This window comes from Algirhabdus cladophorae (assembly GCF_044772865.1).
Lineage (GTDB): Bacteria > Pseudomonadota > Alphaproteobacteria > Rhodobacterales > Rhodobacteraceae > Algirhabdus > Algirhabdus cladophorae.
In genome coordinates, this window is sequence record NZ_CP173029.1 from 1,142,953 (window position 1) to 1,167,637 (window position 24,685).

General features: G+C 55.6%; 25 protein-coding genes. 10 read left to right on the plus strand and 15 right to left on the minus strand.

Annotated features, from left to right (window positions below):
- Positions 1–3: 3 nt before the first annotated feature.
- Positions 4–549: a translation initiation factor IF-3 gene (infC, locus tag ACIRQ6_RS05560; RefSeq protein ID WP_420863860.1), complete on the minus strand. Its 546-nt coding sequence runs from the start codon at positions 547–549 to the stop codon at positions 4–6.
- A 201-nt stretch (positions 550–750) separates the two neighbouring features.
- On the opposite strand from infC, the gene ACIRQ6_RS05565 reads away from it, so the two are divergent.
- Positions 751–1,827 carry a hypothetical protein gene (locus ACIRQ6_RS05565; protein WP_420863146.1) on the plus strand — a complete coding sequence of 359 codons (1,077 nt, stop codon included), beginning with the start codon at positions 751–753 and terminating at the stop codon, positions 1,825–1,827.
- Between the two features lie 71 nt (positions 1,828–1,898).
- On the opposite strand, the gene ACIRQ6_RS05570 is transcribed toward ACIRQ6_RS05565, so the two are convergent.
- The 6 genes from ACIRQ6_RS05570 to cysG all read right to left on the minus strand — a co-directional run bounded on the left by ACIRQ6_RS05570 (position 1,899) and on the right by cysG (position 7,367).
- On the minus strand, positions 1,899–2,747 hold the full coding sequence (locus ACIRQ6_RS05570) for a ferredoxin--NADP reductase (protein ID WP_420863147.1): 849 nt from the start codon (positions 2,745–2,747) through the stop codon (positions 1,899–1,901).
- 69 nt (positions 2,748–2,816) lie between these two features.
- Positions 2,817–3,236, minus strand: a complete 420-nt coding sequence (locus ACIRQ6_RS05575; RefSeq protein WP_420863148.1) for a DUF934 domain-containing protein — start codon at positions 3,234–3,236, stop codon at positions 2,817–2,819.
- Between the two features lie 41 nt (positions 3,237–3,277).
- Entirely contained in the window at positions 3,278–4,015 is a 738-nt protein-coding gene (locus tag ACIRQ6_RS05580) for a phosphoadenylyl-sulfate reductase (RefSeq protein ID WP_420863149.1), read from the minus strand.
- A complete protein-coding gene (locus ACIRQ6_RS05585) occupies positions 4,005–5,672 on the minus strand; it encodes a nitrite/sulfite reductase (protein WP_420863150.1) in 1,668 nt (555 codons plus the stop codon). Before ACIRQ6_RS05585 ends, ACIRQ6_RS05580 begins: the two co-directional genes overlap by 11 nt.
- Positions 5,665–5,973 (minus strand): DUF2849 domain-containing protein, encoded by a 309-nt coding sequence (locus ACIRQ6_RS05590; RefSeq protein ID WP_420863151.1) that lies wholly within the window; start codon positions 5,971–5,973, stop codon positions 5,665–5,667. Before ACIRQ6_RS05590 ends, ACIRQ6_RS05585 begins: the two co-directional genes overlap by 8 nt.
- Entirely contained in the window at positions 5,970–7,367 is a 1,398-nt protein-coding gene (cysG, locus tag ACIRQ6_RS05595) for a siroheme synthase CysG (protein ID WP_420863152.1), read from the minus strand. Before cysG ends, ACIRQ6_RS05590 begins: the two co-directional genes overlap by 4 nt.
- Before the next feature lie 142 nt (positions 7,368–7,509).
- Here cysG and ACIRQ6_RS05600 point away from each other — a divergent pair, with 142 nt between their 5' ends.
- Entirely contained in the window at positions 7,510–7,971 is a 462-nt protein-coding gene (locus ACIRQ6_RS05600; RefSeq protein ID WP_420863153.1) for an Lrp/AsnC family transcriptional regulator, read from the plus strand.
- On the opposite strand, the gene ACIRQ6_RS05605 is transcribed toward ACIRQ6_RS05600, so the two are convergent.
- Positions 7,968–9,122, minus strand: coding sequence for a cytochrome P450 (locus ACIRQ6_RS05605; RefSeq protein ID WP_420863154.1), 1,155 nt, complete (start codon positions 9,120–9,122; stop codon positions 7,968–7,970). The two genes, ACIRQ6_RS05600 and ACIRQ6_RS05605, sit on opposite strands and share 4 nt — an antisense overlap.
- Positions 9,123–9,178: 56 nt before the next feature.
- On the opposite strand from ACIRQ6_RS05605, the gene ACIRQ6_RS05610 reads away from it, so the two are divergent.
- The 7 genes from ACIRQ6_RS05610 (at position 9,179) to ACIRQ6_RS05640 (ending at position 19,080) form a co-directional block, all read left to right on the plus strand.
- Complete coding sequence (locus tag ACIRQ6_RS05610) at positions 9,179–10,903, plus strand: ATP-binding protein (RefSeq protein WP_420863155.1); 1,725 nt, start codon at positions 9,179–9,181, stop codon at positions 10,901–10,903.
- Positions 10,900–12,129, plus strand: coding sequence for a sigma-54-dependent transcriptional regulator (locus ACIRQ6_RS05615; protein ID WP_420863156.1), 1,230 nt, complete (start codon positions 10,900–10,902; stop codon positions 12,127–12,129). Before ACIRQ6_RS05610 ends, ACIRQ6_RS05615 begins: the two co-directional genes overlap by 4 nt.
- On the plus strand, positions 12,126–13,655 hold the full coding sequence (locus tag ACIRQ6_RS05620) for a trimethylamine methyltransferase family protein (protein ID WP_420863157.1): 1,530 nt from the start codon (positions 12,126–12,128) through the stop codon (positions 13,653–13,655). The genes ACIRQ6_RS05615 and ACIRQ6_RS05620 overlap by 4 nt, the downstream gene beginning before the upstream one ends.
- A gap of 271 nt (positions 13,656–13,926) precedes the next feature.
- Entirely contained in the window at positions 13,927–14,928 is a 1,002-nt protein-coding gene (locus tag ACIRQ6_RS05625) for a DctP family TRAP transporter solute-binding subunit (protein WP_420863158.1), read from the plus strand.
- A gap of 80 nt (positions 14,929–15,008) precedes the next feature.
- The gene (locus tag ACIRQ6_RS05630; RefSeq protein WP_420863160.1) at positions 15,009–15,689 is read left to right on the plus strand and encodes a TRAP transporter small permease; all 681 of its coding nucleotides are present in this window, start codon (positions 15,009–15,011) and stop codon (positions 15,687–15,689) included.
- A complete protein-coding gene (locus tag ACIRQ6_RS05635) occupies positions 15,689–17,083 on the plus strand; it encodes a TRAP transporter large permease (RefSeq protein ID WP_420863161.1) in 1,395 nt (464 codons plus the stop codon). The genes ACIRQ6_RS05630 and ACIRQ6_RS05635 overlap by 1 nt, the downstream gene beginning before the upstream one ends.
- A 113-nt stretch (positions 17,084–17,196) precedes the next feature.
- Positions 17,197–19,080, plus strand: a complete 1,884-nt coding sequence (locus ACIRQ6_RS05640) for an SLC13 family permease (RefSeq protein WP_420863162.1) — start codon at positions 17,197–17,199, stop codon at positions 19,078–19,080.
- Here ACIRQ6_RS05640 and tpiA read toward each other — a convergent pair.
- Positions 19,077–19,829 carry a triose-phosphate isomerase gene (gene tpiA / locus ACIRQ6_RS05645; protein ID WP_420863163.1) on the minus strand — a complete coding sequence of 251 codons (753 nt, stop codon included), beginning with the start codon at positions 19,827–19,829 and terminating at the stop codon, positions 19,077–19,079. The two genes, ACIRQ6_RS05640 and tpiA, sit on opposite strands and share 4 nt — an antisense overlap.
- 128 nt (positions 19,830–19,957) lie before the next feature.
- Here tpiA and ACIRQ6_RS05650 point away from each other — a divergent pair, with 128 nt between their 5' ends.
- A complete protein-coding gene (locus ACIRQ6_RS05650) occupies positions 19,958–20,884 on the plus strand; it encodes an isopenicillin N synthase family dioxygenase (protein ID WP_420863164.1) in 927 nt (308 codons plus the stop codon).
- A gap of 97 nt (positions 20,885–20,981) precedes the next feature.
- On the opposite strand, the gene ACIRQ6_RS05655 is transcribed toward ACIRQ6_RS05650, so the two are convergent.
- The 6 genes from ACIRQ6_RS05655 to ACIRQ6_RS05680 form a co-directional block, all read right to left on the minus strand.
- Positions 20,982–21,860, minus strand: a complete 879-nt coding sequence (locus ACIRQ6_RS05655) for a hypothetical protein (protein WP_420863165.1) — start codon at positions 21,858–21,860, stop codon at positions 20,982–20,984.
- A gap of 178 nt (positions 21,861–22,038) precedes the next feature.
- Positions 22,039–22,359, minus strand: coding sequence for a TfoX/Sxy family protein (locus tag ACIRQ6_RS05660; RefSeq protein WP_420863166.1), 321 nt, complete (start codon positions 22,357–22,359; stop codon positions 22,039–22,041).
- The gene (locus ACIRQ6_RS05665) at positions 22,359–22,721 is read right to left on the minus strand and encodes a HesB/IscA family protein (protein WP_420863167.1); all 363 of its coding nucleotides are present in this window, start codon (positions 22,719–22,721) and stop codon (positions 22,359–22,361) included. Before ACIRQ6_RS05665 ends, ACIRQ6_RS05660 begins: the two co-directional genes overlap by 1 nt.
- A gap of 33 nt (positions 22,722–22,754) precedes the next feature.
- Positions 22,755–23,489, minus strand: coding sequence for a DUF3307 domain-containing protein (locus tag ACIRQ6_RS05670; RefSeq protein WP_420863168.1), 735 nt, complete (start codon positions 23,487–23,489; stop codon positions 22,755–22,757).
- Positions 23,486–24,127: a hypothetical protein gene (locus ACIRQ6_RS05675; protein WP_420863169.1), complete on the minus strand. Its 642-nt coding sequence runs from the start codon at positions 24,125–24,127 to the stop codon at positions 23,486–23,488. The genes ACIRQ6_RS05670 and ACIRQ6_RS05675 overlap by 4 nt, the downstream gene beginning before the upstream one ends.
- Positions 24,128–24,307: 180 nt before the next feature.
- Positions 24,308–24,667, minus strand: coding sequence for an SUF system Fe-S cluster assembly protein (locus ACIRQ6_RS05680; RefSeq protein WP_420863171.1), 360 nt, complete (start codon positions 24,665–24,667; stop codon positions 24,308–24,310).
- Positions 24,668–24,685: the final 18 nt, after the last annotated feature.

Genomic DNA, 24,685 nt, shown 5'->3' on the forward strand with positions numbered 1-24,685 from the left:
CTGTTATTTCGGCAATGGACCGATCAGCATGACCATTTGACGGCCTTCCATTTTCGGGAAGTTTTCGACTTTGCCGGCGTCTTTGGTGTCTTCGGCAACGCGCTCTAGCAGTTCACGACCCAAGTTCTGGTGCGCCATCTCGCGGCCACGGAAGCGCAAAGTGATTTTCACCTTGTCGCCGTTTTCCAAAAACTTGAACACGTTACGCATTTTGACGTCGTAGTCATTGGTGTCCGTGTTGGGGCGGAATTTGACCTCTTTGATCTCGATGGTCTTTTGTTTTTTCCGCGCTTCGGATTCACGCTTTTGCTGTTCGTATTTGTATTTGCCGAAATCCATGATCTTGCAAACTGGTGGGTTCGCGTTCGGTGAGATTTCAACAAGGTCAAGACCGGCTTCATCAGCCAGGGCCATAGCCTTTGCAGGGGATACAACGCCGCCGTTTTCGCCGTCGGCACCGATTAGTCTGATTTCCAAGGCCTTGATGCGATCGTTCACACGTGGGCCTGTTTCGCGCTGTGGTGGCGCGTTATGGGGTCTGCGAGCTATGGTTTTGTTCCTTTTGTCGTGACAGATTCTTGAGACGTGAACTTAGGCACAATGCCCTTTGGTTACAAGGGCCAAGTGTTGTCAATATAGATCGGCAAAGTGACGCTGCATCGCGGCAATTCCCCTTTAACTTACCCCATGCCACTGCCATATAGCCGTTCGATGGGGATGACCCCGTTCAATAGTTTAAAGGAGCAGACTATGAACAAGGTATTATTGGCTGGCGCAGCTGTGGTTGTAATTGGTGGTGGGTACTATCTGTCCCAAGGCGGCAGTGTCGAAGAGGCGATGGAAAAGGCTGCAGATGTTACTGAAACGGTAACAGAAACAGCGACAGACACAGCAGCAGCAGCCACGGAAGCTGCAACAAATGCCGTTGAAGCCACGACAGAAGCTGTCACCGATACAGCTGCCGCTGCCACAGAAGCCGCTGAAAACGCGGTAGAGGCCGCAACGGACGCCACAACTGAGGCCGTTCAAGAAACCGTAGAAGCTGTTTCAGAAGCCGCCGAGACAGCGACCGAAGCTGCAAATGCTGCGGTTGATACTGCGACCGAAGCGGCAAGCACCGCCGTTGATACAGCAACAGAAGCGGCTTCTGAGGCGGCTGATGCTGTGACAGATACAGCAACTAGCGCTGTTGAGGCGACAACCGAAGCGGCCTCTGACCTAGCGGATGCTGCGTCAGATACAGCTGCTGCCGCCGTTGATACAGCAACAGACACCGCTGCTGCCGTAACTGAAACAGCGACCGACACCGCTGCTGCCGCAACTGAAACAGCAACAGACACAGCCGCCGCCGTAACTGAAACAGCGACCGACACAGCCGCCGCTGCGACAGAGACAGCGACTGACACAGCCGCTGCCGCAACTGAAACAGCGACTGACACGGCCGCCGCCGCGACAGAGACAGCGACCGACACAGCCGCTGCCGCAACTGAAACAGCGACTGACACAGCCGCCGCCGCAACTGAAACGGCGACCGACACAGCCGCCGCCGCAACTGAAACTGCGACTGACACAGCTGCCGCTGCAACTGAAACAGCGACAGATACAGCCGCTGCAGCAACAGAGGCCGCGACTGAAAGCTCAGTTGGCATCGCTGATTTGATGACCGCCGATGGCATCAACTTTGACGCCGCAGGCGAAATGATCGACGGACTGGAACTGGGCGCTATGCAAAAAACGGCTCTGAAAGCGGCTTTGGAAAAAGCCAAGACAGATCCGTCATTGGTGCAAGGTGTGATCGATCAGATCAAAGCCGCCGCTGGCCTCTAATCCGCTGCGAATAAACAAAAAAGGCCCCGTGGATCACTCCGCGGGGCCTTTTTGCTTTTAAAAAAGAACAGTTAGTCCAGAAAGGCTTTCTCGACCACGAATTGCGCTGGTTTCGAGTTCGCCCCTTCTTCCAGCCCGTAGCCTTCGAGCAAAGCCTTGATGTCCAGATTGAAGTCAAGATTGCCGCAAATCATTGCACGGTCCGTCTCTGGCGAAATCTGGGGCACGCCCAGATCCGCGTAGACCTCGCCCGATCGCATCAGATCCGTGATTCGGCCCATCTTTGGGCTTTGCTCGCGGGTGGTGGTCGGATAATAGCGCAGCTTGGCCAGATTATCCTCTCCCAACAGTTCCACCAACATCTCGTCTTCCTTGATCCCGGCGATTAAATTGGCCCCATACGTCAATTCACCCAGTTCGCGGCACGTGTGCGTGATGATCACCTCATCATAATCCTCAAAGGTCTGTGGATCGCGCAACAAGCTGGCAAAAGGTGCAAACCCCGTACCCGTCGCAAACAGCCATAGCCGTTTGCCCGGCAGCAACGCGTCATGCACCAAAGTGCCTACGGGTTTGGGCCGCAGAATAAGCTCATCACCGGGTTGGATATGCTGCAAACGGCTGGTCAGCGGTCCGTCTTGGACCTTGATCGAATAGAACTCCAATTCCTCATCCCAACTGGGGGAGGCAATGGAATAGGCCCGCAGCAGCGGTTTTTGCTTGCCGGTTTCAGGATGCGGCTCGCCCATCAGGCCGATCATTACAAATTCGCCGGACCGGAACCGCAAAGACGCAGGACGCGTCACACGAAACGAAAACAGGCGATCAGTGTAATGCTGCACTGATGTTACGGTTTGGGCATCAGGCAAAGTGGGCGTTTTTACAGGGGTGGCATCGGTCACTGGGGTCATCTCGGTCATAGAATGTGTCTAGCTGGGTTTACACCCATGCTCCTTAGTTAGCTTGAATTTGCAAAGGGGGGAAGGGGCCTAACCGCGCATCCGTGCTTGATAATCATGGGCGCGCCAATTCGCGCGGGCCAACCACTGATCCACGGGCTGACGGGCGGCCAAATCATCGCTGATTTCGACTTCGTCAAATCCCGACCTGCGTGCCATTGGGTATTGATCGGCAATAACATGGCCCTTGGCCCGCAAGCGGCCCTGAAATCCCAGACGCCGCAACTGTGCCGCCAAGGTAAATCCGCGCCCATCCGCAAAGCTGGGAAAATCGATGCGTATGATATCTGCGCCAATCAAACGATTGCCCAGACTGGCCAAATCTGCGTCAGAGGGCAGGTCAACAGAGACAACTCCACCGCCTTCATTTGCAGGCAACGCGTCAACGGCCACGAACCCCCGATCCCAGTCATCGGCGTGAAAGCCGTCATCATTGATAAGAACACTCATGTTTCTTTAGTCCCTAAATACCTGAAATCCCATACAGCGCTTTACGCGCCACGTCGGACCATTTTGTTTCTGTCGAAATGAATTCCGCATTCCGTTTTGTCTTGCTCACGCCACCGCCCCGAGCGGGGATGTTCGCCAAATCCCACAGGGCTGGTGCAGGGCGCGCAGCCTAAACTGGGATAGCCTTTGGCCACCAAGGGATGGCGCGGCAGGCGGTTTTCATCCATGTACTCTTGCACATCGCGTGGGGCCCAATGGGCCAGCGGGTTAACCTTGATCCGGCCCTGATCGCCAACTTCAAAGAAATCCATCGCCACGCGACTGCCGGACTGAAAGCGTTTGCGCCCGGTAAACCACGCATCAAACGGGGTTAGGGCTGTATCCAACGGCTCGGTCTTGCGCAGGGTGCAACAGGCGTCGGGATCATGCAGGTGCAACAGGTTTTCATTGTCGCGTTCAAACAACGCGTCTCGCTGCGCCGAGACCACGCGCACATCGTTTAGCCCCAAGCGATCCGCGACCTCTGCCTGATAGGTCAAGGTTTCGGGAAACAACATTTCGGTGTCCAAAAATATAACTGGCGTACTGCGGTCCATGCGGGCCACCATGTGCAAAAGGGCCACAGATTCCGCGCCAAAGGACGACACCAAAGCGATGCGCCCGACTTCGGCGTCGCTTAGGGCATGTTCGACCACATGGATGGCCCCGTGGTGTTTGTAGCGGGCGTTCAAAGCGGCCGCGCGGGCCTTTGCGGGGGGAAGGGGGGCTTCAAGCGGCATCGGCTTTGACCTGTGGATAAAGGACAGCTTTGAAAGGGCCCATGCCAAGGCGGCGGAAGGCCTCGATGAATGTCTCGTCCGCATCTAGGCGCAGATCCAGATACCCCAGAACCAGACGTTCAATCGCTGGAATGATCTCTTCAGCACTAAAGCCCGGACCAGCCCGTTCCCCGACTTTTGCGGTTTCAGTATGATCGCCGCCTAGGGTGATCTGGTAGTTCTCTACGCCTGCACGGTCCAATCCCAGAATGCCGATGTGGCCTACATGGTGGTGTCCGCAGGCATTGATGCATCCGCTGATCTTGATCTTCAGCGCGCCGATTTCATGCTCCAGTTTCAGCTCATCGAACCGTTCGGCAATCTGTTGTGCAATCGGGATCGACCGGGCCGTGGCCAGTGCACAGTAGTCCATACCCGGGCAGGCGATGATATCGCTGATTAGCCCGATGTTGGCTGTAGCAAGTCCGGCTTCGCGCAGGCTGGCATAGATCGCAGGTAAATCAGATTTATGCACATGAGGCAGGATGATGTTTTGCTCGTGACTGACGCGCAACTCATCATGACCATAGCGTTCGGCCAAATCGGCCATGACCCGCATTTGATCCGACGTTGCATCGCCCGGTGTCGCGCCATGGGCCTTCAGCGAGATGCTGACAATTGCATAGCCCTCGGCCTTGTGCGCTGCCAAATTCGTATCCGACCAAGATCGGAACGCGGGGTTCGCAAGGCGTGCGGCCTCATAGCCCGCGTCTGATTTCTGCGCGAAGGTTGGAGCGGCAAACTGTGCCTCGATACCTGCAAGGATCTCTTGATCGATCCCGCCAAAGCCGCCGCGGATCTCGCCAAAGCGATCTTCGACGCGGCGCGAGATTTCCTCGATCCCGTTTTCATGCACTGTGATCTTGATCCGCGATTTATACTTGTTGTCGCGACGACCAAGGATGTTCCACACGCTGACCACGGCCTCAATATAGGGCAGCAGATCCGCCTTTGGCAGGAACTCCCGCAGGACCTTGCCGATCATCGGGGTGCGGCCCAAGCCGCCGCCCACGATCACTTCGAAACCGGCGTCACCGGCTGCGTTGCGCACCATGCGCACGCCGATATCATGGGCTTTGGTCACGGCGCGATCGTTTTCGGAGCCCGTGACGGCGATTTTGAATTTGCGTGGCAGGAACTGGAATTCGGGGTGATCCGTGGACCATTGGCGCAGCAATTCAGCCACGGGACGGGGATCTTCGATTTCGTCTGCAGCAGCACCTGCAAAATGGTCGGCTGTCACATTGCGGATTGTGTTGCCCGAGGTTTGGATCGCGTGCATTTCCACATCCGCTAAAGCCTCCAGAATGTCCGGCACATCCTTCAATTCGGGCCAATTGTACTGGATGTTTTGGCGCGTGGTGAAGTGGCCATAGCCTTTGTCCCACTTGTCCGCAATCATCGCAAGTTGCCGCATCTGACGGCTGTTGAGCGTGCCGTAAGGCACGGCCACCCGCAGCATATAGGCATGCAATTGCAGATAAAGACCGTTCATCAACCGCAACGGCTTGAACTCGTCCTCGGTGAGGGAACCGTCGATACGACGTTCCACTTGGCCCCGAAACTGGGCCACACGCTCGCGCACAAAAGCTGCGTCAAAGTCGTTGTATTTATACATGTGACAACTCCACCTGTTTGCCGTGGGGGTAATTTGAGGGGCCGCGGGTTCGGAAGGCTTCGCGAAAGTGCGTGGGTTCTGGACCATTTTTGCCCATGACCGCGTCCATCAGGTAGACGCCTGCCACAACGGACTGATCTGATGCGCCTAGGGCCAGACGTGCGTTGGCGCGTGCCTCGTCCTCGATCAACTCGGCGTGGCGCAGGTCGCGGGTCCATTGACCGTCGGTTTGCAAGTAGATCACATCGCCTTCGATCAGGGCGTTGGCGGTGACGACTTTTGGGGTAAAGGTGCGGCTCATAGGGCGACCTCCTTTGAAATTGTTTCGATCTGAGCGGCCGCTGCACGTGGGGCGAGCCCGTAAAAGGTCAGGGCAGGGCCGGTCAGATTGGCCGCGTCCAGATCGCTGGCAAACAGGGCCAATGTGGTAGAGACGATGCGCTGATCTGCGCGGCTGGCGTTTTCCACGATAGTGATGGGGGTGGCAGGATCTGCCCCGTGCATCAACATACGACCCTGAACAAAACGCGCTGCGCGCTTGCCCATATAGATCGCCGCCACTTCGCCGGACCCTGCCAAAGCACGCCAATCATGATCGGCAAACCCTTGCATGTCGTGACCTGTTAAAAACCGCACGGCTGAATTGCGGTCACGTTTGGTCAGGCTTTGACCGATACTGGCCACAGCAGCACTGGCAGCAGTGATTCCGGGCACAATGCGCCATTGGATATCAGCGGCCTCAAGCGCGTCGATCTCTTCATCCAAGCGACCGAACACTGTCGCGTCCCCAGATTTCAAGCGCACCACATGGTGGCCGTCTTGGGCGTGTTTGACCAAGCTTGCGTTGATAGTGTCTTGGCTGGCAGAGGGGCCAAAGCCGGTTTTGCCCACATCCACCATAATCGCCTCACGGCGCGCCAATTCTAGAATTTCTGGGCTGACCAAGCGGTCATAAACAACCACATCGGCTGCATCCAAGGCTTTGCGCGCCTTGAGGGTCAACAGATCGGGATCTCCCGGCCCTGCACCGACAAGATCAACATGTCCCGAACGGGCATCTTTGGCCAGATGGGACTGCAGCAGATCCTCTAGCGCCGCAGGAACGGCGTCAATTCCACCAGTTTCGACGGCTTTTGGTCCGGCCTGAAAATAATAATCGCCCCAAAATTCGCGGCGCGCGCGGCCAAACGGCAGGGCCTCGGCCATTTTGCGAAAGCCTTTGCCGATGCGGGCAAGAGGGCCGAGGGTAGCAGGCAGTTTCGCCTCCAGATCCGCCTTGATGGCGCGGGCCAAAACGGGGGCGGCCCCTTCGGTTCCGATGGCGATGGTTACAGGATCGCGGTCCACGATGGCGGGCGTGATAAACTGGCTGTCTGCCAAGTTGTCGACCACATTGACCAAAGCACCATCGCGGTGGGCCAGATCTGCCACGCGGGCGTCTTCTGCTTCGTCCTCGTTCGCGGCATAAAACAAGGCAGCACACATTGCGTCGCCTGCCTCAAGGGGGCGCGGATGCAGCGTCAACTTGCCCGTGGCGGCCCATTTGATGATCTGCTCATCGGCCTGGGCTGCAAAGACGTTTACGTGAGCCTCGGTTTTGAGCAACAGGCGCAGTTTGGCCAAGGCCGCTTCGCCACCGCCGCTGAGGACGATACGCCGTCCGGCCACAGCCATAAACACTGGGAAATGTTGCATAGGGTTCGCCTTTGTCATCCAATTGCCCGATCAAAATAGAATAAAGTTCTAAAAAATGCATGATCTGAGGGGTTGATAAGGACGCATGTCCTGATTTAGACGGGCGTCAGTCAGAATTTTCTGCAAGAGCGAGGATAAGCGAATGAATGTTCGGATCGACGATATGGATCGGAAAATTTTACGCAGCCTTCAGGCGGATGCCAGTCAGTCTTTGGACGAAATTGCCTCTGATGTCGGCAGTTCCAAGACGCCAGTGTGGAATCGTATCCGCAAAATGCGGGATGCGGGCATCATCGGGCAGCAGACCGTCGTGCTGGACGCAGATGCGTTGGGATTTGAGGCTTGTTTTTTTGTCTTGATCCGCACGTCGGAACATGATGCGGCGTGGCAAGCGAACTTCCTGAAGGCGTTGCAAGAGCGCGCAGAGGTTCAGGAAGCACACCGTTTGGCCGGTGATATCGACTATATCCTGAAGGTGCGTGTGCCCAATGCGCGGGCCTATGACGCGTTCTATCAAGCGCTGATTTCTGAAGTGCGCGTGCATAATGTCACGGCATTGCTGTCCATGGAGGAAATCAAATCCACGACGATGTTGCCGCTTTAGACTTGGACGATCAGCCGGTCTAACCCGTGGAAATGAAAGATATCTGCAAACTGTGGGGGCTGGACCAGTTGCAGATCGGGGCAACGCTGAAACAATACGCGCAGCCCAATCCCTAACTCGAGGCGGGCCAACGGCGCCCCAAGGCAAAAATGCCCGCCAGCGCCAAAGGCCAGATGCTGCTGTGGGACGCGACTTGGATCAAACCTGTGCGGTTGGTCCCAGCGGGCAGGGTCCCTGTTGGCTGCGGCAAGGAGCAGGGCAATCTGTTGACCTTTGTGAAAGGCAACACCGTCTAGTATGACATCCTCATAGACCCAGCGGGTAAACAGATGCAGTGGCGGATCAAAGCGCATTGCCTCTTCGATCGCTGGGTCACTGGCGGGGCATGCGTGGTTTATCAGCGCCACAACAGCATTGCCCATGGTGTGGACCGTGGCCTCGTGACCTGCGTTGAGCAAGAGGATCGCGGTCGAGACGATTTCGGGCCCCGTCAAAGCCTCCTCGGCGATCATCGCGCTTAACAGGTCGTCCGTGGCTGTGCATCTTTTGGCGTCGATATGGGTTTGGACATAGTTGCTAAACTCGGCCGCTGCGGTGTTGGCGGCGACCTCATCTGCATGGCTCCGTTGGGCCTGATACATTTTGACGATGTCATGGGACCATGCCAACAGCCGCGGCGCATCATGGTCTGGCACCCCCAGCAAACGGGCGATCACTATAACGGGGATCTGTTGGGCATAGGCCGTTAGCAAATCGAACGGTTGGCTGGGAAAGGCGTCAATCAATTGATGCGCCAAAGCGGTGATTTCCGGGGCGAGGTCCCGAACCCTGCGCGAGGTAAAGGCGCGCAAGACCTGCTTGCGCAAAACTGGATGGCGCGGGGCCTCAAGTTCCAGCATCGAATGATCCTCGACGGCCCAAAAGTCAGTTAAATGATCGGGCTTTTTTGCTGGATTAGGGTCGGCACGTCCAAAGGCGGGATGGCTGAAAATACGCCGCGCCAAATCATACTGAACCACGCAATCCATCTGGTACTCAGCCCAATGAAAGGCCGCGCCCAAGGCATGGGCTTTGGCATAGAACGGGTAGGGGTTTTGCACAAAGGCCGGATCTGTGGGCTGTTGATGCAAAAGGGGCAAAGGCTGGGTCATGACCCACGTGATAACGGCGCTGGCAATCTGCGCAAATGGTTTTTACACTTGCGCCCATGGCACGTACTTCACGACAACGATGGGCGACAGTAACAGCATTTGTGCTGACTGTTGCGTTGCTGGGCGCCAGTGTGTGGTGGATCAGCTACCGGCAGGCGCTGACGCAATTGGCCGCACGGGGGCAGGCCGATCTGAGCTTGGCCGCCAGCCGGTTGACCGGGCAATTGCAGCGATTTCAGGAACTGGCGGTGTTGTTGGCTGATCATCCTGACCTGACGCAATTGGTGTTTTCAGGGCAGCCGCAAGCTGCGCCAAATGTGTTGTTGCAAGAAATCGTCGACAAAACCGGATCTCTGGACATTCTGGTTTTGGACCGGCAGGGGCGTGAATTGGCCCATACCGCATCGCAAGAACTGACGTTAGATCACAACGAAAAGCCCTATTTCCAAAGGGCTATGACCGGAGCATTAGGCTTTTATCACGTGTTGACCACGCAAAATCGCCGGGCCTTTTTGGCGGCGGCCCCGATGTTCAGCGCGCAAGGGCCTGCCAATGGCAGCGTGGTTGTGGTGGCGGATATAGAAGGGGTCGAAACCGATTGGCGCGGCGACAGGCCGACCATTTTTTTCACCGATGACCTTGGGGTTGTCTTTGTCTCTAACCGGTCCGAACTGGCGTTGATGCGGCGCGATAGCGATGCAGACGGCGGGTTCGTGGCCTCGGTGAATGCAGAATACGACAGCGCTGCCTTGCGCCCGTTTTTCGATCACAGGATCCGGCGTTTGGCCGGGCAAAACCTGTGGCAGGCCGAAGGGGGGCCGTATATTCCGCGCAGGGCCCTGCACTTGACCCAAGACTTGCCCGTGATCGGGATGACCGGTGAGGCGCTGTTGGATCTGGCCCCAGTGGTGCGGATTGCAAATTTGCAGGCGGCCGTAGCGGCAGCTCTATTTTTAGCCTTTGGGGCGGTTTTGTTTTTGGCCACGGAACGTCGGCGCACCTTGGCCGATGCCAACACAGTGCTTGAAGCGCGCGTGGCGGCCCGCACAGCTGAGTTGCAAAAAGCTCAGGCTGATTTGGTCCAAGCGGGCAAATTGACGGCCCTAGGGCAAATGTCTGCAGGGATCAGTCACGAACTGAACCAACCCTTGATGGCGATCCGGTCGTTTGCCGAAAACGCAGCCACCTTTTTGGACCAAGGCAAGGCGGATGTGGCGGCTGATAATCTTGGGCGGATCTCGGATTTGGCCCGCCGCATGGGGCGCATCATCAAAAACCTGCGCGCCTTTGCCCGACAGGAAACGGAACCTGTCTCGGACGTGGATTTCGCCGAGGTCATAGATGCAGCCCTCGAGGTGACGGCCATGCGGGTGCGCGAAAGTGGAACCCAACTGCACTGGACACCGCCGCCACAGGCGATCTGGGTGCGCGGGGGGGATGTGCGTCTGCAACAAGTGGTGGTGAACCTGATTACAAATGCGATTGATGCCATGGACGGCCTGCCTGCCAAACGGTTGGATCTGGATCTGAGCGCAGAGCAAAACGTCGTGACGTTTTCCTTGCGCGATTATGGCCCGGGAATTGACGATGCAGAAAAGATCTTTGATCCGTTCTACACCACCAAAGAAGTTGGCCATTCCGAGGGGATGGGATTGGGCCTGTCGATTTCCTATGGTTTGATCCAAAGCTTTGGCGGTGCAATCCGTGGCCAAAACCATCCAGACGGCGGGGCAATTTTTACAGTGACATTGCAGCCAAGTCAGGCGCAGGCGGCGGCATGATGACGGCCTGTGAAACAGTGATCCTGGTCGACGATGATGAGGCCGTGCGCGTAGCCCTTGGGCAGACATTGGAGCTTGCTGGTTTGCAGGCTGAATTGGCCAGTTCCTTTGTGATGGCCAAGGATAAAATAACGGCAGATCTTGGGGGTGTGGTGGTCACGGATATCCGCATGCCAGGGCGCGATGGTTTTCACCTACTTGAATACGCGCAACTGCAAGACACGGAATTGCCGGTGATTTTGCTGACGGGTGAGGGCGATATTCCTATGGCGGTGCGGGCGATGCAGCACGGGGCCTTTGATTTCATCGAAAAACCCTGTGGTCCTCAGGATTTTGTTGCGGTTGTTCGGCGGGCCTTGGACCACCGGGCAGCCTTGCTTGCGACACGGCGCGAGCAAGCGTTGGCCGAGGCAGGCGATGCAGCAGCTAGGATGCTTTTTGGTACTTCTGATCTGGCGAATGCCTTGCGCAAACGCGTGCGCAACGCGGCCAAAAGCCAAGGCGATGTTTTGGTGACTGGGGCGCCGGGGACAGGGGCCTACAAAGTCGCCGAAGTGGTGCATTTGCTCTCGGCTGGGTCAGAGGCCCCATTTATCAAACGCGCGGCGGCAGGGCTGGATCTGGGCGGGATACAAGCGGCCCTTGATTTGGCCAAAACCGGTTCCCTTTTTATTGACGAAGTGGCAGTTCTGGACGCCGAGGCACAGTTTGCCCTGTTGGATCATACCAGCGATGTGCGCGTTATTGGCGGCAGTTACCGCGACTTGCCCAGTGAAGTTGCAGCGGGGCGGTTCAATCATGATCTCTACCTCAAGCTGGGGCTGCATGCGATCCACATCCCTTCAATCGCGGATCGTCCAGAGGATATTGCGGTGATGTTCCGACGCTATGTGGCGCAGGCTTCGGAACAGGCTAACCTGACACCGCCGGTGATCACGCCAGCCATCCTTGCGGATATGATGGGGCGCGACTGGCCCGGAAACGCGCGGGCGTTGATGAATGAGGCCATGCGCTTTGCCATGGGCCTGCACGAGCCTGCACAGTTGCCTCGCCTGTCGCTAGCTGAACAAATGGCGCAAACGGAAAAGGCCATTCTTGTAGCGGCGATGATCGAATATCAGGGCCGGGTCGCACAGGCCATGGAGGCGCTGCAACTGCCGCGCAAAACACTGTATGATAAGCTGGCCAAGCATGGGTTGCGCCCAGAGGAATTCAAAACCCGATGACCGCCCAACCGCCCCGTCGTACAGGCCGCAAGGCGCGCCAATCCCAAGCACCTGCACCTCGCGCGGACTACCGGCAACTGCGCAATCCGTTCACGCCGCAAAAGGCGGTGTCGGACGATGAATGTCAGGCCATACACGACACAGCCCTGCGGGTGCTCGAGGAATTAGGCATCAAAGTTTTACTGCCCGAGGCGCGCACACTTTTTGCCAAGGCGGGATGCCGTGTGGTCGATGATATGGTCTATGTGGGGCGCGATGTTGTTGCCGCCGCGGTGACGACAGCGCCCAAATCTATTCGGTTGCGGGCGATAAACCCGGCCCATGATCAAGTCTATGAGCTGGGATCGCTGATTTTCACGCCGGCGGGCGGTTGTCCCAATATGTTCAACCGCCGCGATGGGCGTGGCCCGGGCTCGCTGGCGGGTTATCAGGACGCTGCCAAGCTTACCCAGTTTTATCCGGCCATGCACAAAATGGCCCCGTCGCCTGAACCGCAAGATGTGCCGGTTCATCTGAGGCATTATGCGATGAACCTGACGCAAATGACGCTGGGCGATAAGTTGGCCTTTGTGTATGCGCGCGGGCAGGGGCAGGTTGAACAAACCTTCGAGATGCTGCGCTTGGGCTATGGCCTTTCGGATGCTGAGTTTGAAAACGGCAGTTGGGCCAGCACCGTGATCAACACCAACAGCCCTCGGATGCTGGATCGCCCTATGGCCCAAGGGATCATCGATTTTGCACGGCACGGACAGATGACCATCATCACGCCGTTTTGCCTTGCTGGTGCCATGGCCCCGATCACAGTGGCCGGGGCTTTGACGTTGCAGCACGCCGAGTGTTTGGCGGGCATCACATTGGCCCAGATCACACGTGCTGGTGCGCCGGTCAGTTACGGTGGCTTTGCCTCGAACGTCGATATGAAATCCGGCGCGCCTGCGTTTGGCACACCTGAGCATATGAAACTGCAACTTGGATCGGGGCAGTTGGCGCGGTTGATTGGTTTGCCGTGGCGATCTGCGGCAGGATCGGCCAGCAACGCCGCCGATGCCCAAGGGGCCACGGAAAACACCTGTGGCTTGATGGGGGCATTGATGGCGGGGGCCACCATGTGTGTACATTCTGCTGGCTGGTTAGAAGGGGGGCTGACCTACGGCTACGAGAAATTTGTGACCGATATGGAAGCCGTCCAAACCGTGGCCGAGATGTGCCTGCCGACCAAGGCGGATGCGGCCGAGATCGGCTTTGACGCCTTGACCGAAGTGCAACCGGGCGGGCATTTCTTTGCAGCGGCCCACACCATGGAACGGTTTGACCGCGCGTTTTATCCGCCGTTGAATGCGGATCTTAGCAACCATGGATCGTGGAAAGCCGCAGGGGGGCAAACCGCTGAGGAACGTGCTACACAGGTCTGGCAAGACGCATTGGCGGCCTACACGCCCTTGGCCCATGCAGGCGAGGTTGCCGAACGTCTTGCCCCGTATATTGAGGCCAAAACCAAGGCCGGTGGTGCACCGCCAATGGACTAAGCGGTTGTGCTGGTCGAAATTTATGTGAGCGGTAACAGTTGTGCGGATTTTCGCACAGAGGTAAAACGACCTGTGCGGAAAACCGCACATCGTGCGTGTCTGACGCCTGTGCGACCCTAAAGAACCACCACTAGAGCATTGAAAAACCGTCAAAAACAAAAAAAATTAGACGTTTCTTCATTCTTTGCTTGAGCCTGACGCGCGCTATCTGTCCACTATGGCCCAGCGGCCCATAGGGTTGCGGGAAAATAGTCTCAGGGAGGAGACCCCAATGAAATTTTTGACTGCTGCGGCAACGGCTGTTGCCCTTTCTTTCTCTGCAGGTTCAGCAATCGCGGCCTGTGACGATGGTGAAATCGTTGTAAAATTCAGCCACGTGACCAACACAGACAAGCACCCTAAAGGGATCGCTGCGTCTTTGCTGGAACAGCGTGTGAACGACGAGATGAACGGCACAATGTGCATGGAAGTGTTCCCGTCCTCGACACTTTACAACGATGACAAGGTTCTTGAAGCGTTGCTGCAAGGTGACGTTCAGCTGGCCGCACCGTCGCTGTCCAAGTTTGAAAAGTTCACCAAGCAATTCCGCATCTTTGATTTGCCTTTCATGTTCAAGAACATCGAAGCTGTTGACGCGTTCCAAGCCTCTGCAACAGGTCAGGCTATGAAAGACAGTATGCAGCGCCGCGGCCTGCAAGGCCTGACGTTCTGGCACAATGGCATGAAGCAAATGTCGGCAAACGTACCTTTGGTTGCCCCAACAGATGCAAACGGCCTGAAGTTCCGTGTCCAGTCTTCGGACGTTTTGGTTGCTCAGATGGAAGCCATCGGTGGCTCGCCCCAGAAAATGGCGTTCTCGGAAGTTTACGGTGCGCTGCAGCAGGGCGTTGTGGACGGTCAGGAAAACACATGGTCCAACATCTTTGGTCGTAAGTTCTTCGAAGTCCAAGATGGCACAACCGAAACAAACCACGGTGTGATCGACTATCTTGTCGTGGCCTCGGTTGATTGGCTGGACGGCTTGGACGCGCCTGTACGTGACCAGTTCCTGACAATCCTGAACGAAGTCACAGAAACACGTAACTCCGAAGCTTTTGCTGTGAACGAGAGCGCAAAACAAGCTATCTTGGATGCCGGTGGTGTGATCCGTCAGTTGGACGCCACGCAGCGTCAGCAATGGGTTGATGCGATGAAGCCTGTTTGGGCGAAATTCGCAGGCGATGTTGGCCAAGAAAACATCGACGCAGCGCAGGCTGTTAACGCAGGTTTCTAAACCGCGTTGATACCAAAGCCATTGGCGGGCTGGAGACGGCCCGCCTTTTTTATATCTACTCTTGGGGAAGGGGACGCACGATGAGCAGTGCACATTCATCACCTCCCAGCTTCATGGACACTTTGGAAGAGACGCTGATTGCCAGCCTTCTGGGGATCATGACGCTGGTTACATTTGCCAATGTTGTGGCGCGCTACGCTTTTAATGCGAACATTCTTTGGGCACTGGAACTGACAGTGTTTTTGTTTGGATGGTTGGTTTTGCTGGGCGCAAGCTATGCGGTCAAAAAGAACATGCATTTGGGCGTAGACGCGATTGTTAACCTTCTGGCGGCTCCCAAACGGCGCATTCTGGCACTGATATCTGTTGTTGCCTGCATGGTCTTTACGTTTTTGCTGCTGAAAGGGGCGTGGGATTATTGGGCTAATTTTGCTAACCTCCCTGGCACCGAAGGGCGCTGGTTCCCATTGGGGTTCGAGGAAAAATACCGCGATAAAGGCTGGTATGAGGTGAACGACATCCCGATGCCCGAAGTGATGCGTTGGATGGAAGACGTGTTCAATGAAGGCGAAGAATATGAGAAAATTCCGCGCCTGATCCCCTACATTGTCTTGCCTTTATCCATGGCCTTGATGCTGTTTCGGTTTGCCCAAGTGGCTGTCCGGATCTGGAAGGGCGAGCTGGACCGGATCGTGGCCAGCCACGAGGCCGAAGATGATATCGAGGCTGCAGCCGCGCACATTGAACGGAGTGCAAAATAATGGACGTCCTTCTTTTATTTGTCATGGTTGTGGGGCTGTTGCTGATCGGTGTGCCGATTGCGGTGTCGCTTGGCCTGTCATCGGTTCTGTTTCTGATCTGGTTTTCCGACAGCTCGCTTGCGTCAGTGGCGCAAACCTTGTTCAGCGCGTTCGAGGGTCACTATACCCTGCTGGCAATCCCGTTCTTCATTCTGGCCTCGTCATTTATGTCGACAGGCGGTGTGGCACAGCGGATCATCCGGTTTTCCATTGCTTGTGTGGGCCACTTGCGCGGCGGTTTGGCCATTGCGGGCGTGTTTGCCTGTATGATGTTTGCGGCTTTGTCCGGCTCAAGCCCGGCTACGGTTGTGGCGATCGGCTCAATCGTGATCGCGGCCATGCAACAGGCAGGCTACACCAAGGAATTTGCCGCAGGCGTGATCTGTAACGCAGGCACGCTTGGCATTCTTATCCCGCCATCCATCGTGATGGTGGTCTACGCCGCAGCCGTTGATGTGTCCGTGGGGCGGATGTTCCTTGCGGGGATCCTGCCGGGGCTTTTGGCGGGTCTGATGTTGATGGTTGCGATTTACATCATGGCCACAATTAAGGACATGCCCAAAGGCGACTGGGCCGGATGGGGTGAGATCTTTGCGTCGCTTAAGGACGCGCTGTGGGGCTTGTTGTTGATCGTGATCATCATGGTGGGCATCTACGGTATACCCGGTGTGACTTCGGCAATCTTTACGCCGACGGAAGCCGCCGCGGTGGCCTCGGTCTATGCGTTCATTGTGGCGGTGTTTATCTACCGCGACATGGGGCCTTTGGCTGAACGCGAGGGCCGGGCAAAAAAGAGCTTGCTGCAACGCCCTGATGCGCTGATCACAGCGTTCTTTCACAAAGATACGCGCGATACCCTCTTTGATGCGGGCAAACTGACGGTCACACTGCTGTTTGTTATCGCCAATGCGCTGATCCTCAAGCACGTGCTGACTGACGAGCAAATCCCCCAAAGCATCGCCAACGCAATGCTATCGGCAGGCTTTGGTCCAGTGATGTTCCTTGTGATCGTCAATATCATCTTGTTGATCGGTGGTCAGTTCATGGAACCGTCGGGCCTGTTGGTCATCGTGGCGCCTTTGGTCTTTCCTATTGCGATTGAACTGGGCATCGACCCGATCCATCTGGGCATTATCATGGTGGTCAATATGGAAATCGGGATGATCACGCCACCTGTGGGGTTGAACCTCTTTGTGACCTCAGGCGTGGCCAAGATGCCGATGATGGGTGTGGTCAAAGCGGCCCTGCCATTCCTAGGCGTGTTGTTCATCTTCTTGATCATGATCACTTATATCCCGTGGATCAGTACGGCGATCCCTCACGCGATCATGGGGCCAGAAACGATCATTAAATAGGTCCAGATCGTCAAAAAACAGCAAAAGACCCCTGATCTGGATGGATTTGGGGTCTTTTTTTGTGTGTAGGTATCGGTAAGCTGCTGAAACGAAAGCCAAACGAAGGAAAGCCATTGGACGCGCTCACACTAACATTTGAAATGGGCGCAGTTTTGGCAATATTGGCGTTTACGGTTTTCCTATTTGTGTCCGAAATTATCCGGATCGATCTGGCGGCGATCCTTGTGATGGTGCTGCTGGGGGTGCTCAGCTATGCACCCGGTTTGGGCAATTTGGCCGATGTGAACAGTCTCTTTGACGGCTTTGCCAGTAATGCTGTGATCAGTATTATCGCCGTGATGATCATTGGGGCAGGGTTGGATAAAACTGGTCTGATGTCCAAGGTGGCTTCGCTCATTATGAAAAAGGGTGGCACGACCGAAGGCCGCATCATTCCTATCGTGTCGGGCACCGTTGGTGTGATTTCCAGCTTTATGCAAAACGTCGGTGCAGCGGCGTTGTTTTTGCCTGTGGTCAGTCGGATTTCTGCACGCACGAACATCCCGCTTAGCCGTTTGCTGATGCCTATGGGGTTTTGTGCGATCCTTGGTGGAACCATGACAATGGTCGGATCAAGCCCGCTGATCTTGCTCAATGACTTGCTTGTGACGGCCAATGCGGGCCTGCCGGAAGGGCAGAAAATGGAACCTTTTGATCTGTTTTCTGTCACACCTGTGGGGGCTATGTTGGTGGTCACCGGGATTGCGTATTTTACCCTGCTGGGGCGCTGGGTTTTGCCCGGTGGTGGGATCCGCTCGGATGCCAGTTCGGCCCAGACCATGCGCGAGTTCGTCAAAAAGACTTACGGGTTGCGCGCGGATGTGTTCGAGGTCGAAGTGCCTGCAGGCAATATCCTTGTGGGTCAGACCATTCAGGATCTGATGGACAGTCACCACCTTTATATTCTTGGGACCGAATACAAAAACAACCGGGTCATGGCCCCGCAGGTTCTGACCGAAATTCAGACACCGTGCCGTTTGGCCGTGCTTGGCCTGCGCCGGGTGGTTCAAGAGATGGCAGATGATTTTGGCCTGACCGTTTTGCCCGGTCTTGACGTGTTTCAGGAAGATTTCTCCCCCCTAAAGGCGGGTGTGGCCGAGATCGTTATTCCACCTGGCTCCAGCATGGTTGGGCAAACGGCGCAGGATGTGAAAATCCGCAAAACCTACGGTCTGTCTATGTTGGCCATTCACCGGGTTGAGGAAACCCTAAGTCACGTTGAAACCGAAGATCACCCGGCCACACCCTTGGGCGAAGTGGCCTTTCAGACCGGCGATACCTTGGTTGTGCACACTGCTTGGGAGCGTTTGGCGCGCCTCAAGGAAAACCGTGACTTTGTGATCGTGACTTCGGATTTTCCGCAAGAGGAACTGCGCCCGCAAAAGGTCAATTGGGCCTTGGCGTTCTTGCTGATTGCGCTGGTATTGGTGTTGTTCACTGATTTGCGGTTGTCACTGTGTTTGTTGGTGGGGGCTGTTGGCATGTTGCTGTCCAAGGTTCTCAGCCCCGATGAGGCCTATTCTGCGGTAGGGTGGAATACCGTGTTCTTGTTGGCCAGTTTGATCCCCTTGGGGCAAGCGGTGCAAAACACTGGCACGGCGGCTTGGATCGCCCAGCAGATTCTGACTTTGCTGGATGGGTGGCCGTTGTGGTCATTGCAGGCTGGTGTTGCGGTATTGGCGACAGTGTTCACGTTGGTGATGTCCAACGTTGGGGCCACGGTTTTGCTGGTGCCCTTGGCGGTTTCGATCGCTGTGTCTGCGGGCGGGGATCCGGCGATTTTCGCGCTAACTGTCGCGATATCAACATCAAACAGCTTTTTGATCCCGACCCATCAGGTCAACGCCCTGATCATGGGGCCAGCAGGCTACAGGGTTATCGATTTTGTCCGCACGGGCGGGATCATGACCGTGCTGTTTTTGGTGGTGTCGTTGACAGGCCTGAACCTGTTTTTCTAGACGCTGGCCTCAAGGGCCGTGATGATCCCGGAAAAATCTGCAGCCTTCAGCGAGGCACCGCCAACCAATGCACCGTCCACGTTTGAGACATCAAAAATCTCGGTCGCATTGGCAGGTTTGACAGAGCCACCATAAAGCAGGCGTATGGACTGGCCCGCGTCCTCGCCAAAGCGGCGGATCAACAGCGTGCGCATAAAGTCGTGTACTTCGCCAATTTGATCCAGCGTTGGTACCAATCCGGTACCAATGGCCCACACGGGTTCATAAGCCACCACAAGGTTAACCCCAATTGCCCCATTAGGAATACTTCCCGACATCTGGCCTGCGATGATATCCAACGTCTTGTCAGCGGTGCGTTCGGCCTCGGTTTCACCGACGCATACAATAGCGACGAGCCCTGCATCCCAAGCAGCCTTGGTTTTGCTGTGCACCATCCCGTCGCTTTCGGCGTGATCCGTGCGCCGCTCGGAATGGCCAAGGATCACATAGCCTGCACCTGCATCGGCCAGCATCTGTGCAGATGTGTCGCCTGTATGGGCACCGGTTGTGGCCATATGGCAATCCTGCCCACCGGTTTTGATCGCGCTGCCCGCGCAGGTGGCAGACATTCGGTCCAAAAGGGTCGCAGGCGGGCAAAGGAGTATATCAACCGTGTCGTTTGGATGTGTCTGCGCCAAGGTTTGAACTTCGGCAAGGCCTGCCGCCAGGCCGTTCATTTTCCAGTTTCCGGCTGCCAGTTTGCGACGCATGTGAACGTTCCCTCAATTTTTCCCTAAAAATCCCCTGGCACAAATCGCAACTCAGGCGGCGGGGGTCAAGGGGCTTGCAATGTGAAGCGGGCGCAGGCATCACCCCTGCAGCCAAAAAGGACCCTGTTATGATCCCTCGAATTGATGCCGCTGTTGCTTTGGACCCTACCCATCCTGAGCACGACAAAACCCTGCAAGCCATTCACACCGGCGCCAGCGACATCGGGTTTTTGACCGTGCACAACGGGCCGATCAGCGCCCACGATGTCAGCACCGTTATTGATGCCTACCACCGGTTTTTCCTTTTGCCCCCCGAGGCCAAGGAACAGGTCAATATGGCCACGACCAAGTCCAATCGCGGATGGGGTGGGCCGCAGTCGGAACAAGTCGACCCAGATGCAAATCCAGATTACAAACAGGTGTTTGATTGTGGCTTTCAGTTGAATGCAGAGGATCCGCTGCGTGCAGAGAACCTCAGCTACTATGCGCCAAACCTGTGGCCAAAAGATCCCGCAGATTTCTTTCCGATCATCCGCGACTATTACGATAAAGCCTGCGCTTTTTCCTTGGATCTGCTGAAGGTGATTGCCACGGCCATTGGCGAGGACGCCTCGTTTTTCGACGATAAGTTCACGCGCCCCATGGCTTTGCTGCGGGGCAATTATTATCCCAAACGGCCCAGTTGGGCCACGGCCAAAGATTTTGGTATCGCGACACATACGGACTATGGCTGCCTGACGCTGTTGGCCACGGATGGCACACCGGGATTGGAAGTCCGCAAGCGCGGCGGCGGATGGATCCCTGTCACGGCACCCAAAGGCGAGTTTGTGATCAACTTTGGTGAAATGATCGAGTTCTGGACCCAAGGCCGCGTCAAAGCCACGCCGCACCGTGTTGTGGGCGGCAAGGACGAACGCCTGTCCGTGCCGCTGTTCTTTAATCCAAACCACGACACCAACGTGGCCCCGGTCGGGTCAGGCGAGGTGATCCGGGCAGGGGACCACATGGAGAAACGGTTTTCAGAGACCTACGTGCATTTGAAGAGTAAAGGATAGGCTTGGTGGAGGGTGTCTAAGTCCGCTTTGCGGGACGAAGTGAGCCTTCGCTTCGGCTGTGCCAAGGTCGGCTTGCGGCGCGGATTGGGCCGAAGTGTTAGTCTGCAGATTGCTCAACAACAACTTCTATCACACTGAAGATTGGGCCGCTCTTCCTTCTAAACAGGTTGCGTAGCCCAATGTCCTTTTCTCCATCGTATGTGTAACCCTGGTTACATTTGAGGACATCTACGAAAAAGTCCGCCAAACTGTGGCCAAAGACAAATTCTTCCTCGGCTTTCCCAATGTCAGATATTTTGAGTGCTCCCGAACCATCCGCAAGCGCGCCATGAACTGTATCCATTTCGATGACTCGAGTTCCAAAACTCCGTGACGGTAGCTCAGGATGACTACCGACCGGATACGAAAACTCCCACGGCAAGACCAAGGGGTTATAAAACATATAGTGCACAGGAATTTTGGTGTGTTCAAAATGATCCTGAATTGTCTGGCATTGCCGACTATTCGTCCGGAGCGCGCCATATGCCGATGTACTATCAAATTCGAACAAGATGCTTGAAAATATGGGGGTTTCATGTGGCTCTTCTCTAGTGACCATAGCAAGTCCTAGTTCATAATCGAACTCATCAAGCTCCGTAACGCGGAAATTGTTGGGATAAAGGCGCTTTGATTGGAGAAGCACAAGTTTTCTCTTGAGAACCTTCGTCCCGCGTTTGAAAACGACAACAACTCCAATGTCTGCAACTTCGTAACGTCTAAAGTGCCTGATACTGCCAATGAAGTGCGACGAAATTCGCACCGCCCAGCCTGGACAAACAACCTTCGGAGCAGCGTAGCCCGACAAACTCTCGATGAAGGCTATATCCAGAGACTCCTCTGGCGTGTTGGGTGTTAGCGAGATTTTCTTCGAGACGGCATCGTCTACCGAACCAAATAAACTCCGAACATATTCAAAAACCTGCGGCGGTAGTTCCATCCTATAGTTATCCAATAATGAACTGCATTCTAATTTCTTGAGTAATGCATAACAGACATTGGGGACAAATGCAGCATCGGTCTAAGAAGGCTCAAAGCGCCGTTTCGCGGCAACGGTCAAATTGTTGTGCCTTTGAAGTGTTGTTCACCTCAGACCAATTCCGGACCTATGCCAACCTTCAGAGGTGAGCCAAAGCACGTCGCGCCCAGGTGCAGGCCTCTTGCGGGTCGTCCAGCAATGCTTCGGGCATATCCCAATATGGCATCGCACTGGCTGTGCCGTCTTTGCGCGTGTAGGTCCATCGCAGCCAGCCTTCCGCCTCGAACACTGCTATCATATCGCCTGCACCTTTCAGGCGGTATTGGTCTTCAACGATAATGGCAAAGATTTTGCCGTCGCAATAAATCGACAAGCCGCCAAACATTTTTCGAGTGGAGATGGTGCCAAGATCCGCAAAGAGATCCTTGGCAAAGGCGATATCTTCGGCCGTGACGGCCATTAGCCTGCTGACAATGTCTCGTCGAACTTGATGCTTTCGCCGCAACCGCAGGCCTCGGTCACATTCGGGTTCTTGAACTTAAACCCAGCCTCAAGAAACGAGACTTCATAGTCTATTTCCGTGCCAAAAAGAAACATTTGCGCCATGGGGGCGATCATCACCCGTGCGCCGTCTTGTTCGACGACCTCATCCAAAGGATCAACTTCAGTCACATATTCCATGGTATATTCCATGCCCGCACAGCCGCCTTTTTTGACGCCGATGCGCAGACCTTGGTGGTCATCTTTGTCCATCAGTTTGGCGATTTGCGCCGCTGCTGCTGGAGTGATCGAGACTGCGTTTTTGCCGGGGATCGAAAACATGGAGGGACTGCCTTTGCGCGCTATACCTTCAATTTAGGGGCGTGGCGCAAAAATCTCAAGTGGGGGCAGTTGTCCCAGCCACCAAACTGTTGCTGTGGCTGCCACAAAGGCCCATCCGAACGAAGCCAGCGTGCCAATGATCACATATTCAGCAGTTCGTTGATCTTGCGAGGCCGTGCCAAACCTAAGGATCGATTTCGCAGCGATCAAAAACCCAACGGCCAGTGGTTGGCTGGACAGAACAAAAAAGAAGATCAGGCCGCGTTCCAGAAGGCCGATTTGGCGCCCGCCGTTGCGCAATCCCCGCCCGCGCAAACGCACCGTATGGGATTGCATCATGATCCCGATCGCATATTGGCCTGCCGACAGTGTCAGGATCAGCCCTGCAGCCAACGCCATTACCGGCAGGGCAAGCGTGGCGATTTGGGTATGTTGCGTGGCCCAATAGCCCGATTGCCATAGATCGGAGACAAAGAAGGCTACGATGATAATCGTCACGACGTGCAGGGCCTGATCGATGACAAAGGCCGTGAAATTGCGAAAGCCGCCAAAGGTTTTGACTGCATCAATGGCAATGTGCACTGCAGCAAGACCCAGCACAGCCGGTGCCGCCAAATGCCCAACGGCCATCAAGGACAGGACCAAAACAATTGCGCCATGCAACAACAAAACAGTGACACGTGTTTTGTTGCGATTGATCCAATCGGTTTGGAACATGAAGTCGGCCAAGGCATGGGCAAAAAGCAGGGCTGTGAACGTCTCAATCATTCTGGGTCTGCCTCAAAACGCATCTCTTTGATGGCTTTGCGTAGGGCCTTTAAGGCCGGAAAGCCGGAACTGTTGAACCGCGCTTCATAGGCTTGCCTGCTGATCCCCAAAGCCGCAGCGCGGGCTTTGTTTGTGGCAAATTCCGGTTGCAAAAGAAAGACAGCGATGGCTTCGGACTGATGGGATGTCCATCCCTGTGCCATCCAATCCACAATGTCGAGGCTGCCTGCAAGGGTTTGCGGTGCTGCTGAGCCGCTTAATCCAAGGGTGCGTGATGTGCCGGTGAGTGCATCCAGTGTATCCCCGGCTGCCAAAAACGCCTCACCCATAGCGTCAGACAGGTTTTCGCTGCCCAAATGGGTCACACTGCCGACCCCGATCCCGATGCGGGTGTCTAGGGCTTGGGGTAGGGCCCTTTGCGCGGACAACAGGGCCAGACTGGCCTCCAGCAGCAGGTGTGCGGGCAGAATGATTTGCCATCCGTCCCCGCGATATCGGGTAAAGCGCAAATCCAGCTCAAACAGACGGCCTAAAGTATCACAGGTTTGGCTAAGGAGCCGCATTGTGGCCTCTAGTGCAGAGGCATTGTGGCGCGAACCTGTAAGATCACCAGTGAAGACAGCATAGATTTGGGTCATGAAATGCAATCTTTAACGCTTGCTTTTGAAGAGTGCAACCATTTTTGCTTGCTTTGGTTTAATGCAACCCCTTTAGTATGCCGTTTGGATGCAAGGATATGCGCCTTTGACGTCCTCCAATTCAAAAAATGGGAATTGTGCTGAATTTAAAGTGGGCCCCCTCAAAACCTGAAAGGGCTTCTACATGAACCCCAATTCAAGACGGGCCTCATCAGACATCATATCCATGCCCCACTGCGGCTCCCAAACAAGATCGACCTGCACTTGTTTGACGCCCGCCAAAGGTTCAACCGCATCTGCAACCCAGCCCGGCATCTCACCTGCCACAGGACACCCCGGTGCTGTCAGAGACATCAGGATGCTCACATCATTTTCCGACGTAATATCAATGGTGTAGATTAGACCCAGGTCGTAGATATTCACTGGGATCTCGGGGTCGAAGACTGTTTTGCAGGCTTCCACAATGTTGTCGTACAAAGGGTGGTCTGTGCTGGATGGCTTGATCAGCGGCGTGCCTTCGATGGGGGTCGCGTCAGTCATGAAGTTGGTTCCCGTGTG